Here is a 19,247-nt window from a genome sequence, read left to right as displayed (position 1 = left end):
CTCCTTTCTTGTAAAAGTTGATTAGTTTGCTTTAACCGCAGTTTTAACCTGGATCAAGGCTTTTTTGGATCCTGGAACGTTACCTTTAATAAGAAGAACGTTGCGCTCAGCGTCCACTTTTACGACTTGTAGGTTTTGTACTGTTACTTGCTCTCCACCCATACGGCCAGGGAGTAGTTTGTTTTTAAATACGCGGTTTGGCGCTACAGGTCCCATTGAACCTGGACGACGATGGTAGCGGGAACCATGGGACATAGGTCCGCGGCTTTGTCCGTGACGCTTAATAGCACCCTGGAAGCCTTTCCCTTTTGAAATTCCTGTTACGTCGACGATGTCGCCTTCTGCAAAAATATCAACTTTGACTTCTTGACCAATTTCAAGATCGATGTCGATGTTACGAAACTCACGAATGAAGCGCTTAGGTGCGATGCCTTCGCCTGCTTTTTTCACGTGTCCAAGTAATGGTTTGTTTGCAAGCTTTTCACGCTTGTCTTCAAAACCTAGTTGAACGCTTGAGTAGCCGTCGCTTTCGACTGATTTTTTCTGAAGTACAACGTTCGGTGCTGCTTCGATTACAGTTACTGGGATCAGTTCACCGTTTTCAGCAAACACTTGCGTCATACCGATTTTTCTTCCTAAGATTCCTTTGGTCATGAGTTACACCTCCTGATTTTTTATTAATGTATTTATTTATTAAAGTTTAATTTCGATGTCAACGCCTGACGGCAAGTCTAAACGCATCAATGAATCAACTGTTTTTGGAGTTGGGTTCACGATATCGATTAAACGTTTATGAGTACGCATTTCGAACTGTTCACGAGAATCTTTGTACTTATGAACCGCACGAAGAATCGTGTAGATAGATTTCTCAGTTGGAAGCGGGATCGGACCGGATACACTTGCACCAGAACGTTTTGCTGTCTCAACGATTTTCTCCGCTGATTGATCAAGAATACGATGATCATATGCTTTCAAACGAATACGAATTTTTTGTTTTGCCATTATTTTCCCTCCTTTATCGCCTATTTAGCTAATAGACATACTCCGCGAAAATTTTTCCCTGACGACACCGCCATGGCAAAGCGGCCGGGTGTGTCAGCAACCTTCCGCATCAACGCTGTCAAAAACCAACATTTATTATTATACATGCTTTCTCCTTTGAATGCAACACCATAAAGAAAGTTTTTTACAAACAAAAAACAGCCCGGCCGGAACCGGACTGTTTCGGGGTGAAAACTTATTTTTGGATTGATGCTACAACGCCAGCGCCTACTGTACGGCCGCCTTCACGGATTGAGAATTTAGTACCTTCTTCAATCGCGATTGGAGCAATCAATTCTACTGACATTTCTACGTTGTCACCAGGCATAACCATTTCTACGCCTTCAGGAAGGTTGCAGATACCCGTTACGTCAGTTGTACGGAAGTAGAATTGTGGACGGTAGTTTGTGAAGAATGGAGTGTGACGTCCACCCTCTTCTTTAGAAAGAACATAAACTTCCGCTTTGAACGTTGTATGTGGCGTGATTGTGCTTGGTTTAGCCAATACTTGACCACGTTGGATATCTTCACGAGCTACACCGCGAAGAAGTGCGCCGATGTTGTCGCCAGCTTCAGCATAATCAAGAAGCTTACGGAACATTTCAACACCTGTTACAGTTGTTGTTTTTGGCTCTTCAGTGAAACCGATGATTTCGATTGTGTCACCAACTTTGATTTGTCCACGCTCAACGCGTCCTGTTGCTACTGTACCACGGCCAGTGATTGAGAAAACATCCTCAACAGGCATCATAAATGGCTTATCAGTATCGCGTGTTGGCGTTGGGATATACTCATCCACAGCAGCCATAAGCTCATGGATTTTTTCTTCCCATGCAGCATCGCCTTCAAGTGCTTTAAGAGCAGAACCCTTGATAACAGGAATGTCATCGCCAGGGAAGTCATAATCAGAAAGAAGATCGCGAACTTCCATTTCAACAAGTTCAAGAAGCTCTTCGTCATCAACCATATCACATTTGTTCATGAATACTACTAGGAATGGAACACCTACTTGACGTGAAAGAAGGATATGCTCACGTGTTTGTGGCATTGGACCATCAGCAGCAGATACTACTAGGATACCGCCATCCATTTGTGCTGCACCAGTGATCATGTTTTTAACATAGTCAGCATGTCCTGGGCAGTCAACGTGTGCATAGTGACGAGTTTCAGTTTCATACTCAACGTGTGCAGTTGAGATTGTGATACCGCGCTCGCGCTCTTCTGGTGCACCATCGATTTGATCGTATGCACGTGCTTCCGCACCACCAGTTTTTGCAAGAACAGTTGTGATTGCAGCTGTTAGAGTTGTTTTACCATGGTCAACGTGGCCAATTGTACCAATGTTAACGTGTGGTTTTGAACGGTCGAATTTTGCTTTTCCCATTAGGAAGTCCTCCTTCAAAATATAGAAATTAGTTGTTTTTTATATTGGTCTTCTTTCGGAAAATAAACCTTTTCCGAAAGAAGGGAAAGCTTACAATAGTATTTATACTTGATTAACGAGTATAAATCAATTATTCGCCTTTATTTTTTTTGATGATTGTTTCCATAACACTCTTAGGAACTTCTTCGTAATGATCGAAGTGCATAGAGTAGTTACCGCGTCCTTGCGTGTTAGAACGAAGTGACGTTGCGTAACCGAACATTTGAGAAAGCGGAACGAACGCTTTAACAACTTGCGCATTACCGCGAGCTTCCATACCCTCTACGCGTCCACGACGTGATGTAATATCACCCATGATGTCGCCAAGATATTCATCCGGAATAACAACTTCAACTTTCATAAGCGGTTCAAGAAGTACCGGGTTACATTTAGAAATCGCATTTTTAAGCGCCATTGACGCAGCGATTTTAAATGCCATCTCAGATGAATCGACATCATGGTAAGAACCGTCAAACAGACGAGCCTTAACATCGATCAATGGATAGCCGGCAAGAACACCATTTTTCATAGAATCTACAAGACCTGCTTGAACAGCTGGAACGTACTCACGTGGTACAGAACCACCGACGATGCCATTTTCGAATTCGAAACCTGCTCCTTCTTCGTTCGGAGAGAATTCGATCCAAACGTGGCCAAACTGTCCGCGTCCACCGGATTGACGGGCAAATTTACCCTCAACCTGAGCACTTGAACGGAATGTTTCACGGTAAGATACTTGTGGTGCACCAACGTTTGCTTCTACCTTAAATTCGCGACGCATACGGTCAACGAGAATATCAAGATGAAGCTCACCCATACCTGCGATAATAACTTCCCCAGTTTCCTGGTCAGTATGCGCATGGAATGTTGGATCTTCTTCTTGAAGTTTTTGAAGTGCGATCGTCATCTTATCTTGGTCGGCTTTTGATTTCGGCTCAACTGATAGAGAGATAACTGGATCAGGGAACACCATAGATTCAAGAATAACAAGATTCTTTTCTTCGCAAAGTGTATCGCCAGTCGTTGTATCTTTCAAGCCAACAGCAGCAGCGATATCGCCTGCGTATACTTGTGAAATCTCTTCACGGGAATTGGCATGCATTTGCAGGATACGTCCTACACGCTCGCGCTTTCCTTTTGTCGAGTTTTGCACGTAAGAACCGGATTGAAGAACACCCGAATAAACACGGAAGAATGTTAATTTACCGACATAAGGATCCGTCATAACCTTAAACGCAAGAGCCGAGAATGGCGCTTCGTCGCTTGCTGCACGTTCCACTTCTTCATCGCTGTCTGGAAGTGTACCTTTAATTGCTGGTACATCCGTTGGCGCTGGAAGGTAGTCGATAACAGCATCCAGCATAAGCTGAACACCTTTGTTTTTAAATGCTGAACCAACCATTACAGGGAAAAATTCTACGTTGATAACACCTTTACGGATCGCAGCTTTGATTTCGTCATTCGTCAATTCTTCGCCGCCAAGGTATTTCTCCATTAGTTCTTCGTCAAGTTCCGCTACAGCTTCGATTAGCTTTTCACGGTATTCGTCTGCTTGGTCTTTGTATTCTGCTGGAATATCCCCTACTTCAATTTCAGTTCCAAGGTCATTTCCATAGAATGTTGCTTTCATTTCAATTAAGTCAATGATGCCTGAGAACTCGTCTTCAGCACCGATTGGCAATTGAATTGGATGTGCGTTCGCCATTAGACGATCATGGATTGTGCGGACAGAGTAAAGAAAGTCTGCACCCAATTTGTCCATTTTGTTGACGAATACGACACGTGGAACACCGTATGTTGTCGCTTGACGCCATACTGTTTCCGTTTGTGGTTCTACCCCTGATTGAGCATCAAGAACCGTTACAGCACCATCAAGAACACGCAAAGAACGTTCAACTTCTACAGTGAAGTCTACGTGTCCTGGTGTATCAATGATGTTAACGCGATGGCCTTTCCAAGAAGCAGTTGTTGCAGCAGAAGTGATTGTAATACCACGCTCCTGTTCCTGCTCCATCCAGTCCATTTGAGAAGCGCCTTCATGCGTTTCACCAATTTTGTGAATGCGTCCTGTGTAATACAGGATACGCTCAGTCGTCGTTGTTTTACCAGCGTCGATGTGAGCCATGATGCCGATGTTACGAGTGTTATTTAAGGAGAACTCTCTTGCCATCTATGTCTTTCTCCTTCCTGAATGAGGTTAGGTTTAGTTTAAAGATTACCAGCGGTAGTGAGCAAACGCTTTGTTTGCTTCCGCCATTTTGTGTGTATCTTCGCGTTTTTTCACAGAAGCACCGCTATTGTTTGCAGCATCCATAATTTCCGCTGCAAGGCGTTCTTCCATTGTTTTTTCACCGCGAAGACGCGCATAATTCACCAACCAGCGGAGACCGAGTGTTGTACGGCGTTCCGGGCGAACTTCAATTGGCACCTGGTAGTTAGCACCGCCGACACGGCGTGCTTTCACCTCTAGTACTGGCATGATGTTTTTCATTGCCTGGTCAAATACTTCCATTGGATCATTACCCGTACGTTCACGGATCGTTTCAAAAGCTGCGTAAAGAATTGCTTGGGATTTTCCTCTTTTACCGTCAACCATCATTTTGTTAATAAGACGAGAAACGAGTTTTGAGTTGTAAAGCGGATCAGGCAATACATCTCTTTTTGCTACTGGGCCTTTACGTGGCATATTTTTTCCTCCTTTCGGAAATTGAGTTTATAAGTTTTTTATGCTTTAGGAGCTTTAGGGCGTTTTGTACCGTATTTAGAACGGCCTTGGCGACGAGTTTCAACGCCGGCAGTATCAAGCGCACCACGAACGATGTGGTAACGTACTCCCGGTAAGTCTTTTACACGTCCGCCGCGAATCAAAACAACACTATGCTCTTGAAGGTTATGGCCAATACCTGGGATATAAGCTGTTACTTCAATACCGTTGCTCAAACGCACACGTGCATATTTACGAAGCGCTGAGTTTGGTTTCTTCGGCGTCATTGTACCAACACGTGTGCAAACACCGCGTTTCTGCGGAGAAAGTACATTCGTTTGGGCTTTCTTAAAGCTGTTGAATCCTTTATTAAGCGCCGGAGAATTCGATTTAGTGATCTTTGATTTACGAGGCTTACGTACTAACTGATTAATTGTAGGCATGTAAAGATCCTCCCTTCCTTTTTTTCTAAGCCCACACTTCCAGGTGGGTCATTTTTGGGCAAAAACAAAGTTCTTGCAGAAAGCCTGCAAAAACGTCCTTTGCGAATAGTGGCAATGATTGTTTTGTTCCTATATCCAGACATAAGGTAAGGTCGTATAGGAGCACCTTGATCATAGTAACATTTTCGTTTTTTAGTGTCAACTGTTCTTTTCAAAAAAAATTTATCGGCGCCCTTGCGATCAAGGCGCCGATAAAAGATTATTCGGCTGTAACAGGTGCTTCCTGCTTCAAATTTGCTTCAGATTGGCGATAACGCTGCATGCCGGTACCCGCTGGAACGAGTTTTCCGATAATGACGTTTTCTTTCAAACCGAGCAATTCGTCACGTTTCCCTTTGATTGCAGCATCCGTCAGAACACGAGTTGTTTCCTGGAAGGATGCAGCAGACAAGAAAGAATCCGTTTCAAGCGATGCTTTTGTAATACCGAGAAGAATCGGACGCCCCGTTGCCGGGATTCCGCCTTCAAGAAGGGCTTTTTCGTTTGCGTCACGGAACTGATGAATTTCAAGCAGGCTGCCTGGAAGAACATCAGTGTCTCCCGCTTCAAGTACGCGCACTTTGCGAAGCATCTGGCGGACCATTACTTCGACGTGCTTATCGCCGATTTCTACCCCTTGCATACGGTATACTTTTTGCACTTCGCGCAATAAATATTCCTGTACAGAGGCCACGTCTTTGATTTTCAAATATTCTTTCGGATCAATCGAACCTTCTGTTAATACTTGACCCCGTTCAATTTGATCACCAACCGCTACTTTCAAGCGAGCCGTGTATGGAGCTGTGTAAGAACGTGTTTCCACGTCTCCTTGAATCGTAATTTCCTGCTGACGGTCGCGGCCTTCTGTAATCGACGCAATCGTGCCGTTGATTTCCGAGATAATTGCCTGACCTTTCGGGTTACGCGCTTCGAAAATTTCCTGAATACGCGGAAGACCCTGTGTAATATCGTCTCCAGCTACGCCGCCTGTATGGAACGTACGCATTGTAAGCTGTGTTCCTGGTTCCCCGATCGACTGGGCAGCGATAATACCAACTGCTTCACCGACTTCCACTTCCTGGCCGGTTGCCAAGTTGCGTCCATAGCATTTTTTACATACGCCGTGGCGCGTATTACATGTAAAGGCAGAGCGGATCCAAACTGTTTCCACGCCCGCTTCTACAATGATTTTCGCCAAGTCTTCATCAATTTGTTCGTTTTCACGGAGAATCACTTCACCTGTTTCAGGATGTTTGATTGCTTTGCGTGAATAACGGCCGACAAGACGTTCTTCGAGCGCTTCAATAATTTCAGTGCCGTCTTTAATCGAGCCGATTTCCAGGCCGCGGTCTGTTCCACAATCATCTTCGCGGACGATGACATCTTGCGCTACGTCAACAAGACGACGTGTTAAGTAACCAGAATCGGCTGTTTTCAGAGCCGTATCGGCAAGACCTTTACGTGCACCGTGTGTTGAAATAAAGTACTCGAGTACCGTCAGACCTTCACGGAACGATGACTTGATCGGAAGTTCGATAATACGCCCAGCCGGGTTGGCCATGAGTCCGCGCATACCAGCAAGCTGTGTAAAGTTGGAAGCATTACCACGGGCTCCTGAATCACTCATCATAAAGATTGGGTTGCGTTTATCAAGAGACGCCATCAATTTACCTTGAATAACATCTTTCGCCGCACTCCAAACAGAAATGACACGGTCGTAGCGTTCTTCTTCGGTAATTAAACCGCGGCGGAACTGCTTCATAACATTGTCCACTTTTGCTTGTGCTTCTTTTAGGATTCCTTCTTTTTCACTTAAAACGACGATGTCCGCAACCCCTACTGTAATACCCGCTTTTGTCGAGTGTCTAAAGCCAAGGTCTTTCATACGGTCAAGCATTTTAGATGTTTCAGTAATCTTAAAGCGTTTAAACACTTCCGCGATAATGTTACCGAGAATTTTCTTTTTAAACGGCTCAATAACTTCCTGCTTGGCAATATGCTCAGGCACGTTCACACCCGCATCAACAAAATATTTCTCTGGCGTTTTCACTTCAAGGTTGCTGCTTGTCGGTTCGTTGATGTACGGGAATGTATCCGGCAAAATTTCATTAAAGATCAATTTGCCAACCGTTGTGATAAGAAGCTGCTTATTTTGTTTTTCTGTGAATGTTTGGTTTTCAAGGGATGATGCCGCCACTGCTACACGTGTGTGTAAGTGAACATATCCGTTTTGATAAGCCAAAATCGCCTCATTTGTATCTTTAAAGATAGCCCCTTCTCCTATTGAATCTTCACGCTCAAGCGTTAAGTAATAGTTTCCAAGAACCATATCCTGTGACGGTGTAACAACTGGCTTTCCGTCTTTCGGATTCAAAATGTTTTGTGCAGCCAGCATCAGCATGCGGGCTTCCGCTTGCGCTTCAGCAGAAAGCGGCACGTGAACGGCCATTTGGTCACCATCAAAGTCCGCATTGTATGCTGTACATACGAGCGGGTGAAGACGAATTGCGCGTCCTTCAACCAATGTTGGTTCAAATGCCTGGATACCGAGACGGTGAAGCGTCGGTGCCCGGTTCAATAAAACAGGATGCTCACGGATGACTTCTTCAAGTACATCCCATACATCGGACTGCACGCGCTCAATTTTACGCTTTGCACTTTTAATGTTGTGTGCAAGACCACGTTCAACGAGTTCTTTCATCACGAACGGCTTAAAAAGCTCAAGCGCCATTTCTTTTGGAAGACCACATTGATACATCTTTAAGTTTGGACCGACGACGATTACAGAACGACCAGAATAATCGACCCGTTTTCCGAGCAAGTTTTGACGGAAACGGCCTTGTTTCCCTTTCAGCATATGCGAAAGTGATTTCAATGGACGGTTACCCGGACCTGTAACAGGGCGGCCGCGACGGCCGTTATCAATCAATGCATCAACGGCTTCTTGCAGCATCCGTTTTTCATTTTGAACGATAATGCTTGGGGCACCAAGGTCTAAAAGACGTTTTAAACGGTTGTTCCGGTTAATCACACGGCGATACAAATCATTCAAATCAGATGTTGCAAAACGACCGCCGTCCAGCTGTACCATCGGGCGAAGTTCTGGCGGAATGACCGGCAGCACATCTAAAACCATCCAGTCCGGATGGTTGCCCGAATGACGGAATGCTTCGATCACTTCAAGACGTTTAATCGCACGTGTCCGACGCTGTCCCTGTGCTGATTTTAATTCTTCTTTTAGCTGTTCTGTTTCTTTATCAAGGTCAATATCTTGGAGAAGCTTTTTGATCGCTTCTGCTCCCATAGCCGCCTGGAATTTATTACCGTATTTATCGCGGTACGTGCGGAATTCTTTTTCAGAAAGAAGCTGCTTCTTCTCAAGTGCTGTATCACCTGACTCCGTAACCACGTATGAAGCGAAATAAATGATTTCTTCTAAAGCACGCGGAGACATGTCCAAAACGAGACCCATGCGGCTTGGGATTCCTTTGAAATACCAAATATGCGAAACTGGTGCTGCCAGCTCAATGTGGCCCATACGTTCACGGCGTACTTTCGCTTTTGTTACTTCAACGCCACAGCGGTCACAGACGACACCTTTATAGCGGACACGTTTATATTTGCCACAATGGCACTCCCAATCTTTCGTAGGGCCAAAAATCCGTTCGCAGAACAAGCCGTCTTTTTCTGGCTTGAGTGTACGGTAATTAATTGTTTCAGGTTTTTTGACTTCTCCATAAGACCAAGAACGAATCTTATCAGGTGAAGCAAGACCAATCTTCATATACTCAAAATTATTGACATCCAGCAAGGGGCCTACCTCCCTTTTCTTTTTACCGATTTCCTTGAAAGCGCCCAAAAAGCGCTAAGAGCGCTTTTTGGACGAAATGCTATTTGTAAATATGGTTCAGTCTTTTGATCCGATTGGTTCAATTCCAGCGGCTTCAGGAGCGATGTTTAATGTATCGGCCTGCTGCACATCCTCTTCGTCTTCAAGATCACGCAATTCAATTTCCTTATCGTCGCCTGACATCATTTTCACGTCAAGACCAAGGCTTTGAAGCTCTTTAATCAATACTTTGAATGATTCAGGGACACCTGGTTCTGGAACATTTTCACCTTTAACGATTGCTTCGTATGTTTTCACACGACCGACAATGTCATCGGATTTAACAGTTAAGATTTCCTGCAGCGTATAAGCAGCACCGTATGCTTCAAGTGCCCATACTTCCATCTCACCGAAACGCTGTCCGCCAAACTGAGCTTTACCGCCAAGTGGCTGCTGCGTAACGAGTGAGTATGGACCTGTAGAACGCGCGTGAAGTTTATCATCAACCATATGCGCAAGTTTGATCATGTACATGATTCCAACAGATACGCGGTTGTCGAATGGCTCGCCGCTGCGGCCATCATACAAGACAGTTTTCGCATCACGGCTCATGCCGGCTTCTTCAATTGTTTCCCACACATCATCCTCGGATGCACCATCAAATACCGGTGATGCAACGTGAATGCCAAGATAGCGTGCAGCCATACCTAAGTGAAGCTCAAGCACCTGTCCGATGTTCATACGGGATGGTACGCCAAGTGGGTTAAGCATAATATCAACCGGTGTGCCATCTGGCAGGAACGGCATGTCTTCTTCTGGCAAAATACGGGAGATTACCCCTTTATTACCGTGACGACCAGCCATTTTATCCCCTTCAGAAATCTTCCGCTTCTGAACAATGTAAACACGTACGAGCTGATTCACACCCGGCGGCAGTTCGTCTCCATCTTCACGGTTGAAGACTTTTACATCAAGGACAATTCCGGTTCCGCCGTGGGGAACACGTAATGACGTATCACGAACTTCGCGTGCTTTTTCACCGAAGATCGCATGAAGCAGACGTTCTTCTGCTGTTAGTTCTGTTACACCTTTAGGCGTTACTTTCCCTACAAGCAAATCACCGTCTTTTACTTCAGCACCGACACGAATAATCCCACGATCATCAAGATTGCGAAGTGCATCTTCACCGACGTTTGGAATATCACGCGTAATTTCTTCCGGTCCGAGCTTTGTATCACGTGATTCTGACTCGTATTCTTCAATATGAATCGATGTATACACGTCATCTTTCACAAGACGCTCACTCATAATAATTGCATCTTCATAGTTGTAGCCGTCCCATGTCATGAACCCAACAAGGACGTTACGGCCAAGGGCAAGTTCGCCGAGCTCCATTGACGGGCCATCTGCTAAAATCTCGCCTTTTGTCACACGGTTGCCCACTGCAACGATTGGACGCTGGTTATAGCACGTTCCTTGGTTAGAACGAATAAACTTTTGCAATTTATATTTATCAAGGTCGCCTTTTACTTCCTGTCCATCTACTTCTTGAATACGGCGGACAAAAATTTGGCGGGCTTCTACTCGTTCAACAATTCCTTCGTGTTTGCAAATAACAGCAGCCCCAGAGTCCTTTGCAGATACATATTCCATACCTGTTCCGACAATTGGCGCTTCCGGCTGCATTAACGGCACAGCCTGACGCTGCATGTTCGCTCCCATGAGGGCACGGTTGGAGTCATCGTTTTCTAAGAATGGGATACATGCTGTTGCAGCCGATACAACCTGTTTCGGCGATACGTCCATATAATCCACACGCTCACGTTTAACCACGGTATTTTCACCACGGAAACGGGCAACGACTTCTTCTTCCGCAAATGATCCGTCATCGTTCAGGGGTACATTCGCCTGTGCGACAACGTAGTTATCTTCTTCATCGGCTGTCAAATAATCGATGCGCGTCGTTACAGAGCCTGTATCCGGATCGACACGGCGATACGGTGTTTCAATAAAGCCGAAACGGTTTACTTTCGCAAACGATGACAAGGAGTTGATCAGCCCGATGTTTGGTCCCTCAGGAGTTTCAATCGGACACATACGGCCATAGTGGGAGTAATGAACGTCACGCACTTCAAAGCCCGCGCGCTCACGTGTTAAACCACCCGGTCCGAGTGCGGACAGACGGCGTTTATGCGTTAATTCGCCAAGCGGATTCGTCTGATCCATGAACTGCGAAAGCTGAGAGCTTCCAAAGAACTCTTTAATTGATGCAATCACCGGACGGATGTTAATAAGCTGCTGCGGTGTGATCGTTTGCGTGTCTTGAATCGACATACGCTCGCGAACAACCCGTTCCATACGAGACAACCCAATACGGAATTGGTTTTGCAAAAGTTCTCCAACTGAACGAAGACGACGGTTGCCGAGATGATCAATATCGTCTGTGTCGCCTACCCCGTAAAGAAGGTTGAAGAAATAGCCTATTGACGCGATAATGTCTGCCGGTGTGATGTTCTTCACGTTCATTTCTGGGAAGCCGTTGCCGATAAGATTAATTACCTGCTCTTCTTCGCTGTTTGGTGCGTATACTTTAATCGTTTGAACGGTCATGTCATCTTCAATTACGCCGCCTGTTTGACGGTATGATTTAAATGAAGCACCCTTTTCAAGATACGGAATGACTTTATCGAGTGTGCGGCGGTCTAGCACCGTACCTGCTTCTGCAATAATTTCACCTGTTTCCGGATCTGCCAGCGGTTCAGCCAGACGCTGTCCGAATAAACGATTTTTCGTGTGAAGCTTTTTGTTCATTTTATAACGGCCTACACTGGCAAGATCGTACCGTTTCGGGTCAAAGAAACGGGAAACCAAAAGACTTTTCGCGTTGTCAACTGTCGGCGGTTCACCCGGGCGAAGACGCTCATAAATTTCAATCAGCGCTTTTTCCGTTGTTTCTGTATTATCTTTTTCAAGCGTATTGCGCAAATATTCGTTATCACCAAGCAAGTCGATGATTTCTTGATCAGTGCCAAACCCGAGCGCACGTAATAAAACCGTAATCGGTAATTTACGCGTCCGGTCGATACGGACATATACGATATCTTTGGCATCTGTTTCGTATTCGAGCCACGCACCACGGTTTGGAATAACAGTCGCAGTGAAGCCGCGCTTTCCATTTTTGTCCAATTTTCCGTTGTAATACACACTTGGAGAACGAACGAGCTGAGAAACGATAACGCGCTCTGCACCGTTAATAATGAATGTTCCTGTTTCAGTCATAAGCGGGAAATCACCCATGAAAACTTCTTGATCTTTCACTTCGCCCGTTTCTTTGTTTAAAAGACGGACTTTCACACGGAGCGGCGCAGAGTATGTAACATCACGCTCTTTCGACTCATCCACGGGATATTTTGGTTCTGCCAAACTGTAATCAATAAATTCCAGTGCCAGATTACCTGTGAAATCTTCAATCGGAGAAATGTCCTGGAACATTTCACGCAGACCCTCATCAAGAAACCATTGATAGGAGGCTGTTTGAATTTCAATCAAATTCGGTAACTCTAATACTTCACTAATGCGCGCATAGCTTCTGCGCTGGCGGTGTCGTCCATACTGAACTAGTTGACCTGTCAACTGATTCACCCCTCAAATCAAGCGTTATTATTGCCTATAATTTATCTTTAAGCGGAGTATTTTCATACTCAACAAGACAAAAAGAAAAAGGTTTTGTCAAAGAAAACCTTATTTTTATCACGATTGGCCCTATTTTGTTGTCATTGTTCCCATTTCGGCAAAAAAATATTCTCATTGACAAACGGGCACAAATATTATATTGGCATTTTACAATAATAGCATACGGTTTTTTTAGGGTCAATTATTTTTTCGCACGCAAAATAAAATAGCCTTTAACTTTCGCTGCAACTTCACATGAACCGGCCAGCCGTTCGATTTCTTTTATGACAGATGGCGCTCCCTGTTTTTTCTGAATAACAACCCATAGTTCGCCGCCTTCTGAAAGTTTTGCAAAGCCAGTTTGTACTATATCAAAAACAACTTGCTTGCCCGCGCGGATCGGCGGGTTTGTCAGCACTGCCGCAAAACCTTCTTCCGACACATTTTGCAGACGATCACTTTCGTAAATGAGCACATTGTCAACATTATTTCGCTTTGCATTTTCACGCGCCAGCGTCAGTGCCCTGTCATTCACATCAATCATATGAATGATTCGATCCGGCTGTTCGGATGCGATCGAAAGACCGATTGGACCATAACCGCAGCCAGCATCCAATATTGGTCCATCTACTTCCGGCCATTCAAATGTTTCAATAAGCAGCCTTGAACCAAAGTCCACTTCTGATTTCGAGAAAACACCGGCATCTGTTTCAAATGTATATGATTTGCCACGCAATGCAAATGTGAAGTGCTGCGGACGATGCTCGCTGTTAGGGTTTTTGGAAAAATAATGGTCTCCCACGATCTATTTCCCCTTTCAATAAACAAAAGCCCGCTGCAAAACCAGCGGACTTTTGTGTCATTGTATCAAAGAATTACTTCACTTCTACAGAAGCGCCAACTTCTTCAAGTTTCGCTTTCAGCTCTTCAGCTTCTTCTTTCGCGATACCTTCTTTAAGCGCTTTTGGTGTGTTATCAACTAGCTCTTTCGCTTCTTTCAAGCCAAGGCCTGTGATTTCGCGAACTGCTTTGATAACTTTGATTTTTTGGTCGCCTGCTCCATTAAGGATAAGGTCGAATTCAGTTTGTTCTGCTGCTGCTTCGCCGCCGCCAGCACCTGCTGCTGCAACTGGTGCTGCTGCTGTTACGCCGAATTCTTCTTCGATTGCTTTTACAAGGTCGTTCAATTCAAGAACGGACATTTCTTTGATTGCTTCAATGATTTGCTCTTTAGACATTTTGTGTTTCCTCCTTAGTGTGTTTTAAAAATGTTTTTTTATTCGTTAAACCGCTACGCGGCTTGTCTTACTATTACGCGCCTTGTTCTTCTTTTTGGTCGGCCACTGCTTTCGCTGCAAGAGCGAAGTTGCGGATTGGCGCTTGAAGAACGCTGAGTACCATCGAAAGAAGTCCTTCGCGTGATGGAAGTTCTGCAAGTGCTTTAACTTCCTCAACAGATACGAAGTTGCCTTCAAGAACACCCGCTTTGATTTCAAGCGCTTCGTTTTTCTTCGCGAATTCATTCAAGATCTTCGCTGGAGCGACAACATCCTCAGCACCGAATGCGATTGCGTTTGGACCTGTAAGGAACTCTTGAAGTCCTTCAATGCCTGCCTGCTCAGCTGCACGGCGAGTCATTGTATTTTTGTATACTTTGAACTCAACGCCTGCTTCACGAAGCTGCTTACGAAGTTCCGTTACTTGTGCCACGGAAAGTCCGCGGTAGTCAACGATAACTGTCGATGGGCTGTTTTTTAGTTTGTCGGCGATTTCACCAACAAGTGCTTGCTTTTTCTCGATAACGCTGCTCATCTGCTACACCTCCTGTAGAATTTGTACGAGCGGAACTCGCTCATCATTTAATACCGTTAAAGGATCGAGGTTAACTATGCCGCGTCCTGCGGCGGCCCCCCAGGAAACATAAAAGCCTCCATATCCCGAAAGACATGGAGGCAAGAAAAGCGGACGAAACGCCGCGCAATCTATTTCGCAAGTCCTCGGCAGGATGATTAAGCGTGAGCCCCTGCTGTCTACGGTACAAATGTACATATGTGGTTAATAAGTTGTTCAAGAGCTTAAAAACTCTTGTTACTCACCTTCGTAAGCTCAACGAATTTTACTTTAACAGAAAATCTTTACGTTGTCAACTTAGTTTTTAACTGCTACGAAAGATGAAGCATCTACTTTTACGCCAGGACCCATTGTTGACGTAATAGCAATGTTTTTCATGTAAATGCCTTTTGCTGCAGAAGGCTTTACTTTCATCATTGTATCAAAAATCGCTGTAAAGTTTTCGATCAGCTTGCTGCTTTCGAATGAAACTTTACCAACTGGTACGTGAACGTTACCGGCTTTATCTACACGGTATTCCACTTTACCTGCTTTGATTTCTTGAATGGCTTTTGTAACGTCGAATGTAACTGTTCCTGTTTTCGGGTTCGGCATCAAGCCTTTTGGTCCGAGAACACGACCTAATTTACCAACTTCACCCATCATGTCAGGTGTTGCCACGATCACATCAAATTCAAACCAGCCTTGTTGGATTTTAGTGATGAATTCGCTGTCGCCTACGTGGTCTGCACCCGCAGCTTCCGCTTCTTTTGCTTTTTCGCCTTTTGCAAATACAAGAACGCGTTGTGTTTTACCTGTTCCATTTGGAAGAACAAGCGCACCGCGGATTTGTTGATCCGCTTTTTTCGGGTCAACACCAAGACGGAATGCCGCCTCAACTGTTGCATCAAATTTCACTGTACTTGTTTGTTTTACAAGTTCAATTGCTTCTTCTACTGAATATTGTTTCGTGCGATCAACGAGTTTCGTCGCATCTTGAAACTTTTTACCTTGTTTAGCCATGTTTTATTTCCTCCTTATGTGGTTTTAGCGGAATTTACCTCCCACGAATAAAGGCTGCGGATGAAGTATCGCTACTTCACTCGCAACCTCCAAAAAACAGACAACTGATCAGTCTTCGATCACAATACCCATGCTGCGGGCAGTACCTTCAACCATACGCATAGCCGATTCAACGTCAGCTGCATTTAAGTCAGGCATTTTTGTTTCAGCAATTTCACGCACTTTATCACGTTTAACCGTTGCAACTTTATTGCGGTTCGGTTCTCCAGATCCTGATTCGATACCAGCTGCTTTTTTCAAAAGAACAGCTGCAGGCGGAGTTTTTGTGATGAATGTAAATGAACGGTCTTCAAAAACCGAGATTTCAACCGGAATGATCAATCCTGCTTGATCTGCTGTGCGTGCATTGAATTCTTTACAGAATCCCATGATGTTAACACCAGCTTGACCGAGTGCCGGACCAACCGGCGGCGCAGGGTTTGCTTTACCTGCAGGAATTTGCAGTTTTACAACTTTAATTACTTTTTTAGCCACGAGACACACCTCCTTAAGTCCGTGATGTGGTACATGGGGCTTTGCCCCTCCCACTCTGTCTATCTTTATTTAAATAAAGATGATTATAAAATGAGTCTTAGGCAGTACAATACATACTGACCTAAAAAATAGTACCACTTTTCACGCAAGATTTCAACCTGTTTTTCAGGATATTTTATTCACTTGATCAAAATCAAGTTCTACTGGCGTTTCACGGCCAAACATATTGACGAGCACTTTCAGCTTGCCTTTATCCTGATCAATTTCTTCTACAGTGCCTTCAAAGTCTGCAAATGGACCGTCTTTAACGATGACGGTTTCGCCAAGCTCGTAATCCGCTTCATGACGGCGCTCTTCCATCCCCATTTGTTTTAGGATGGATGTTACTTCATCCGGAAGAAGCGGGGTTGGTTTAGAACCATGGCCGGATGAGCCTACAAAGCCTGTGACACCCGGTGTGTTCCGGACAACATACCACGAATCGTCCGTCATGACGATTTCAACAAGCACGTAACCGGGAAACACTTTACGTTTCGTGATTTTTTCTTTCCCGTTTTTTATATCGCGCTCTTCTTCTTCTGGTACGATGACGCGAAAAATTTTATCCTGCATCGCCATCGACTCAACGCGTTTTTCTAAATTTGCTTTTACTTTATTCTCATATCCTGAATACGTGTGAACGACATACCAATTTTTTTCCATAGAAAGGGACTTGTGTCCTTCCCTCCTTTTCATTTAAATGAAAAGCGCAAGGCGCCCGTTTATCAGCGACAAGCATAAGACGAGCTGTCTTAGAGCAAAAACTAAGATCGCGGCATCGTGCCGCAACGTCTTTGTGACCCACATCGTGTGGGCCCTCGAGCTGATGGCACCTGGAGCTAGACATTTTTTCAAACCAAATGAAAAAACCCGTTAAACGGGCTTTTCAGGTCCGCATGATGCGGGTCATAAAGGCACTGCCGCAAGATGCGGCGTTCCTAGCCTCTTAATCATATTATCCATTATACCACGGAAAAAACACTGTGTATTCAAGTAATTTTTTAGACAGCTGTTACATTTCTAAAACCCAGCGGACGAGCGTTGAAATACCAAGATCGACGACCGAGAAAAAAAGAGCAAGAAAAATTACTGTCGAAATGACGGTAATCGTATATGTCGTAAGCTCTTTTCGTTTCGGCCAGCTGACCTTGGCCATTTCAGAGCGCACGTTACGGAAAAACTGCGTAATGCGTGACATTTGCTGAAACCTCCAAAAGAAATGCGCCGGTGTCATTTCGTCTGTTTATGCCCAGTATGCTGATTGCAGACACCGCAAAATTTTTTTATTTCAAGGCGCTCGCCGCCGGTTGTATTCACCGTCGTCGAGTAATTGCGTGATCCGCATACAGAACACGCAAGCGGCACTTTTTTCGCCATGTTCATCACCTTACCATTTCAATTCTTAAAACGTATCATTGAAAGCGGTCTTTCGTCAAGTTTCATTGGATGGTAATTTCTTTAAACTCCAAATACCGTTCCAGCTTTCGCTTTACTCGCTGCAGGGCATTATCGATTGATTTCACATGACGGTTCAACTCTTCTGAAATTTCCTGGTACGAACGGCCATCGAGGTAAAGAGCGAGCACTTGCCGCTCTAAATCGCTTAAAAGCTCGTTCACCTTTCCTTCAATGCTTGAAAATTGCTCGCGATTAATAATTAATTCCTGCGGGTCGCTCACTTTTGTTCCCGTCAGCACGTCCATAAGCGTCCGGTCTGATTCTTCATCATAAATCGGCTTATCGAGCGATACATAGGAATTAAGCGGGATATGTTTCTGGCGGGTCGCCGTTTTAATAGCGGTAATAATCTGCCGGGTAATGCACAGTTCTGCAAAAGCCCGGAACGAGCTGAGCTTGTCCCCTTTAAAATCGCGGACGGCTTTATACAACCCGATCATGCCTTCTTGCACAATATCTTCTTTGTCGGCTCCAATTAAAAAATAAGAACGGGCTTTTGCCCTGACAAAATTCCTATATTTATGAATGACAAAATCGAGGGCTTCGCTGTTTCCGTTGTGCACAAGCTCTACTATTTGTTCGTCACTAAGAATAAGCATATCCATCTCTGCAGTTATCGAACGGTTCATGCTACACATCCCTCCGCCTGGCAATCTTCGCTAGGATTAGTATACAGTACCATTTTTTTCTTCGTCAATCTTTCATTTTTTTCCTCTGCGCCACTTCTCAAATGTTTCTGCGGTTTCCTTGCTGAGCGGAATTCTTGCCTGCGGCTTGACATGACTGATCTCACCGAGGTTTTTCCGAATCGCTTTTTGTGTGATCGACAGCTCTGTTAAAAGTTCCCGCGCTGAGACTCGAAGAGCCCCTTGTCCGAACACAGCCCATTGCTCTGTAAAGTCAGATGTGGCTACCGTCACTTGATCACGCACGTTATTTAATTCAATCGCCATTTTTTCGATTCGTTCATCCGCCGTTTCATTTTCGCGCGTGAAAATGACCTCCACTTTGGCATCCCGGTATTTTTTTTCCGTTCCTTTAACGAAATGCGCATCGAACACAATGATAACCCGGCAGCCATGCACGCCCTGATATTCTGCCATTAGTGTGACAAGGCGGTCACGGGCGCCGGCAAAGTCTGTGTCTTTCAACTGGCGAAGCTCAGGCCACGCACCGATCATGTTATAGCCATCGATGAGGAGAATATCCATC

18 protein-coding genes and 1 other annotated feature are annotated in these 19,247 nt (G+C 44.8%); all 18 genes read right to left on the bottom strand.

Annotated features, from left to right (window positions below; translation table 11 throughout):
* Positions 1–21: 21 nt before the first annotated feature.
* The gene (rplC, locus tag NLX67_RS19035; RefSeq protein ID WP_046180689.1) at positions 22–654 is read right to left on the bottom strand and encodes a 50S ribosomal protein L3; all 633 of its coding nucleotides are present in this window, start codon (positions 652–654) and stop codon (positions 22–24) included.
* A gap of 39 nt (positions 655–693) precedes the next feature.
* Positions 694–1,002 (bottom strand): 30S ribosomal protein S10, encoded by a 309-nt coding sequence (rpsJ, locus tag NLX67_RS19030; protein WP_018395154.1) that lies wholly within the window; start codon positions 1,000–1,002, stop codon positions 694–696.
* Positions 1,003–1,237: 235 nt separating this feature from the next.
* Positions 1,238–2,425 (bottom strand): elongation factor Tu, encoded by a 1,188-nt coding sequence (tuf, locus tag NLX67_RS19025; RefSeq protein ID WP_046180690.1) that lies wholly within the window; start codon positions 2,423–2,425, stop codon positions 1,238–1,240.
* 130 nt (positions 2,426–2,555) lie between these two features.
* Entirely contained in the window at positions 2,556–4,634 is a 2,079-nt protein-coding gene (fusA, locus tag NLX67_RS19020; protein WP_254313007.1) for an elongation factor G, read from the bottom strand.
* A gap of 45 nt (positions 4,635–4,679) precedes the next feature.
* Positions 4,680–5,150: a 30S ribosomal protein S7 gene (gene rpsG, locus NLX67_RS19015; protein WP_046180692.1), complete on the bottom strand. Its 471-nt coding sequence runs from the start codon at positions 5,148–5,150 to the stop codon at positions 4,680–4,682.
* A gap of 38 nt (positions 5,151–5,188) precedes the next feature.
* Positions 5,189–5,611 carry a 30S ribosomal protein S12 gene (gene rpsL, locus NLX67_RS19010; RefSeq protein ID WP_046180693.1) on the bottom strand — a complete coding sequence of 141 codons (423 nt, stop codon included), beginning with the start codon at positions 5,609–5,611 and terminating at the stop codon, positions 5,189–5,191.
* A 259-nt stretch (positions 5,612–5,870) separates the two neighbouring features.
* Positions 5,871–9,461, bottom strand: coding sequence for a DNA-directed RNA polymerase subunit beta' (gene rpoC, locus NLX67_RS19005; RefSeq protein ID WP_254313006.1), 3,591 nt, complete (start codon positions 9,459–9,461; stop codon positions 5,871–5,873).
* Positions 9,462–9,557: 96 nt separating this feature from the next.
* Positions 9,558–13,112 carry a DNA-directed RNA polymerase subunit beta gene (rpoB, locus tag NLX67_RS19000; protein ID WP_254313004.1) on the bottom strand — a complete coding sequence of 1,185 codons (3,555 nt, stop codon included), beginning with the start codon at positions 13,110–13,112 and terminating at the stop codon, positions 9,558–9,560.
* 241 nt (positions 13,113–13,353) lie between these two features.
* Positions 13,354–13,953 (bottom strand): class I SAM-dependent methyltransferase, encoded by a 600-nt coding sequence (locus tag NLX67_RS18995; RefSeq protein WP_254313003.1) that lies wholly within the window; start codon positions 13,951–13,953, stop codon positions 13,354–13,356.
* A 73-nt stretch (positions 13,954–14,026) separates the two neighbouring features.
* The gene (gene rplL, locus NLX67_RS18990) at positions 14,027–14,389 is read right to left on the bottom strand and encodes a 50S ribosomal protein L7/L12 (RefSeq protein WP_046180697.1); all 363 of its coding nucleotides are present in this window, start codon (positions 14,387–14,389) and stop codon (positions 14,027–14,029) included.
* Between the two features lie 73 nt (positions 14,390–14,462).
* Complete coding sequence (rplJ, locus tag NLX67_RS18985; RefSeq protein ID WP_046180698.1) at positions 14,463–14,963, bottom strand: 50S ribosomal protein L10; 501 nt, start codon at positions 14,961–14,963, stop codon at positions 14,463–14,465.
* A 100-nt stretch (positions 14,964–15,063) separates the two neighbouring features.
* Positions 15,064–15,205 (bottom strand) — a sequence feature (ribosomal protein L10 leader region).
* Positions 15,206–15,299: 94 nt separating this feature from the next.
* A complete protein-coding gene (rplA, locus tag NLX67_RS18980) occupies positions 15,300–16,004 on the bottom strand; it encodes a 50S ribosomal protein L1 (RefSeq protein WP_254313002.1) in 705 nt (234 codons plus the stop codon).
* A 108-nt stretch (positions 16,005–16,112) separates the two neighbouring features.
* Positions 16,113–16,538 (bottom strand): 50S ribosomal protein L11, encoded by a 426-nt coding sequence (rplK, locus tag NLX67_RS18975; protein WP_046180700.1) that lies wholly within the window; start codon positions 16,536–16,538, stop codon positions 16,113–16,115.
* Positions 16,539–16,703: 165 nt separating this feature from the next.
* Positions 16,704–17,240 (bottom strand): transcription termination/antitermination protein NusG, encoded by a 537-nt coding sequence (nusG, locus tag NLX67_RS18970; RefSeq protein WP_046180701.1) that lies wholly within the window; start codon positions 17,238–17,240, stop codon positions 16,704–16,706.
* Between the two features lie 349 nt (positions 17,241–17,589).
* Positions 17,590–17,775: a preprotein translocase subunit SecE gene (gene secE / locus NLX67_RS18965; RefSeq protein WP_046180703.1), complete on the bottom strand. Its 186-nt coding sequence runs from the start codon at positions 17,773–17,775 to the stop codon at positions 17,590–17,592.
* A 32-nt stretch (positions 17,776–17,807) separates the two neighbouring features.
* Entirely contained in the window at positions 17,808–17,954 is a 147-nt protein-coding gene (gene rpmG, locus NLX67_RS18960; RefSeq protein WP_046180704.1) for a 50S ribosomal protein L33, read from the bottom strand.
* 62 nt (positions 17,955–18,016) lie between these two features.
* Complete coding sequence (gene sigH, locus NLX67_RS18955) at positions 18,017–18,664, bottom strand: RNA polymerase sporulation sigma factor SigH (RefSeq protein WP_082091575.1); 648 nt, start codon at positions 18,662–18,664, stop codon at positions 18,017–18,019.
* A gap of 72 nt (positions 18,665–18,736) precedes the next feature.
* Positions 18,737–19,246 carry an NYN domain-containing protein gene (locus NLX67_RS18950; RefSeq protein ID WP_046180706.1) on the bottom strand — a complete coding sequence of 170 codons (510 nt, stop codon included), beginning with the start codon at positions 19,244–19,246 and terminating at the stop codon, positions 18,737–18,739.
* Position 19,247 lies beyond the last annotated feature (1 nt).

It is taken from the genome of Domibacillus sp. A3M-37, from assembly GCF_024213455.1.
In the GTDB taxonomy this organism is placed as follows: domain Bacteria; phylum Bacillota; class Bacilli; order Bacillales; family Domibacillaceae; genus Domibacillus; species Domibacillus tundrae.
This window is presented reverse-complemented; position numbering and strand designations above follow the sequence as displayed.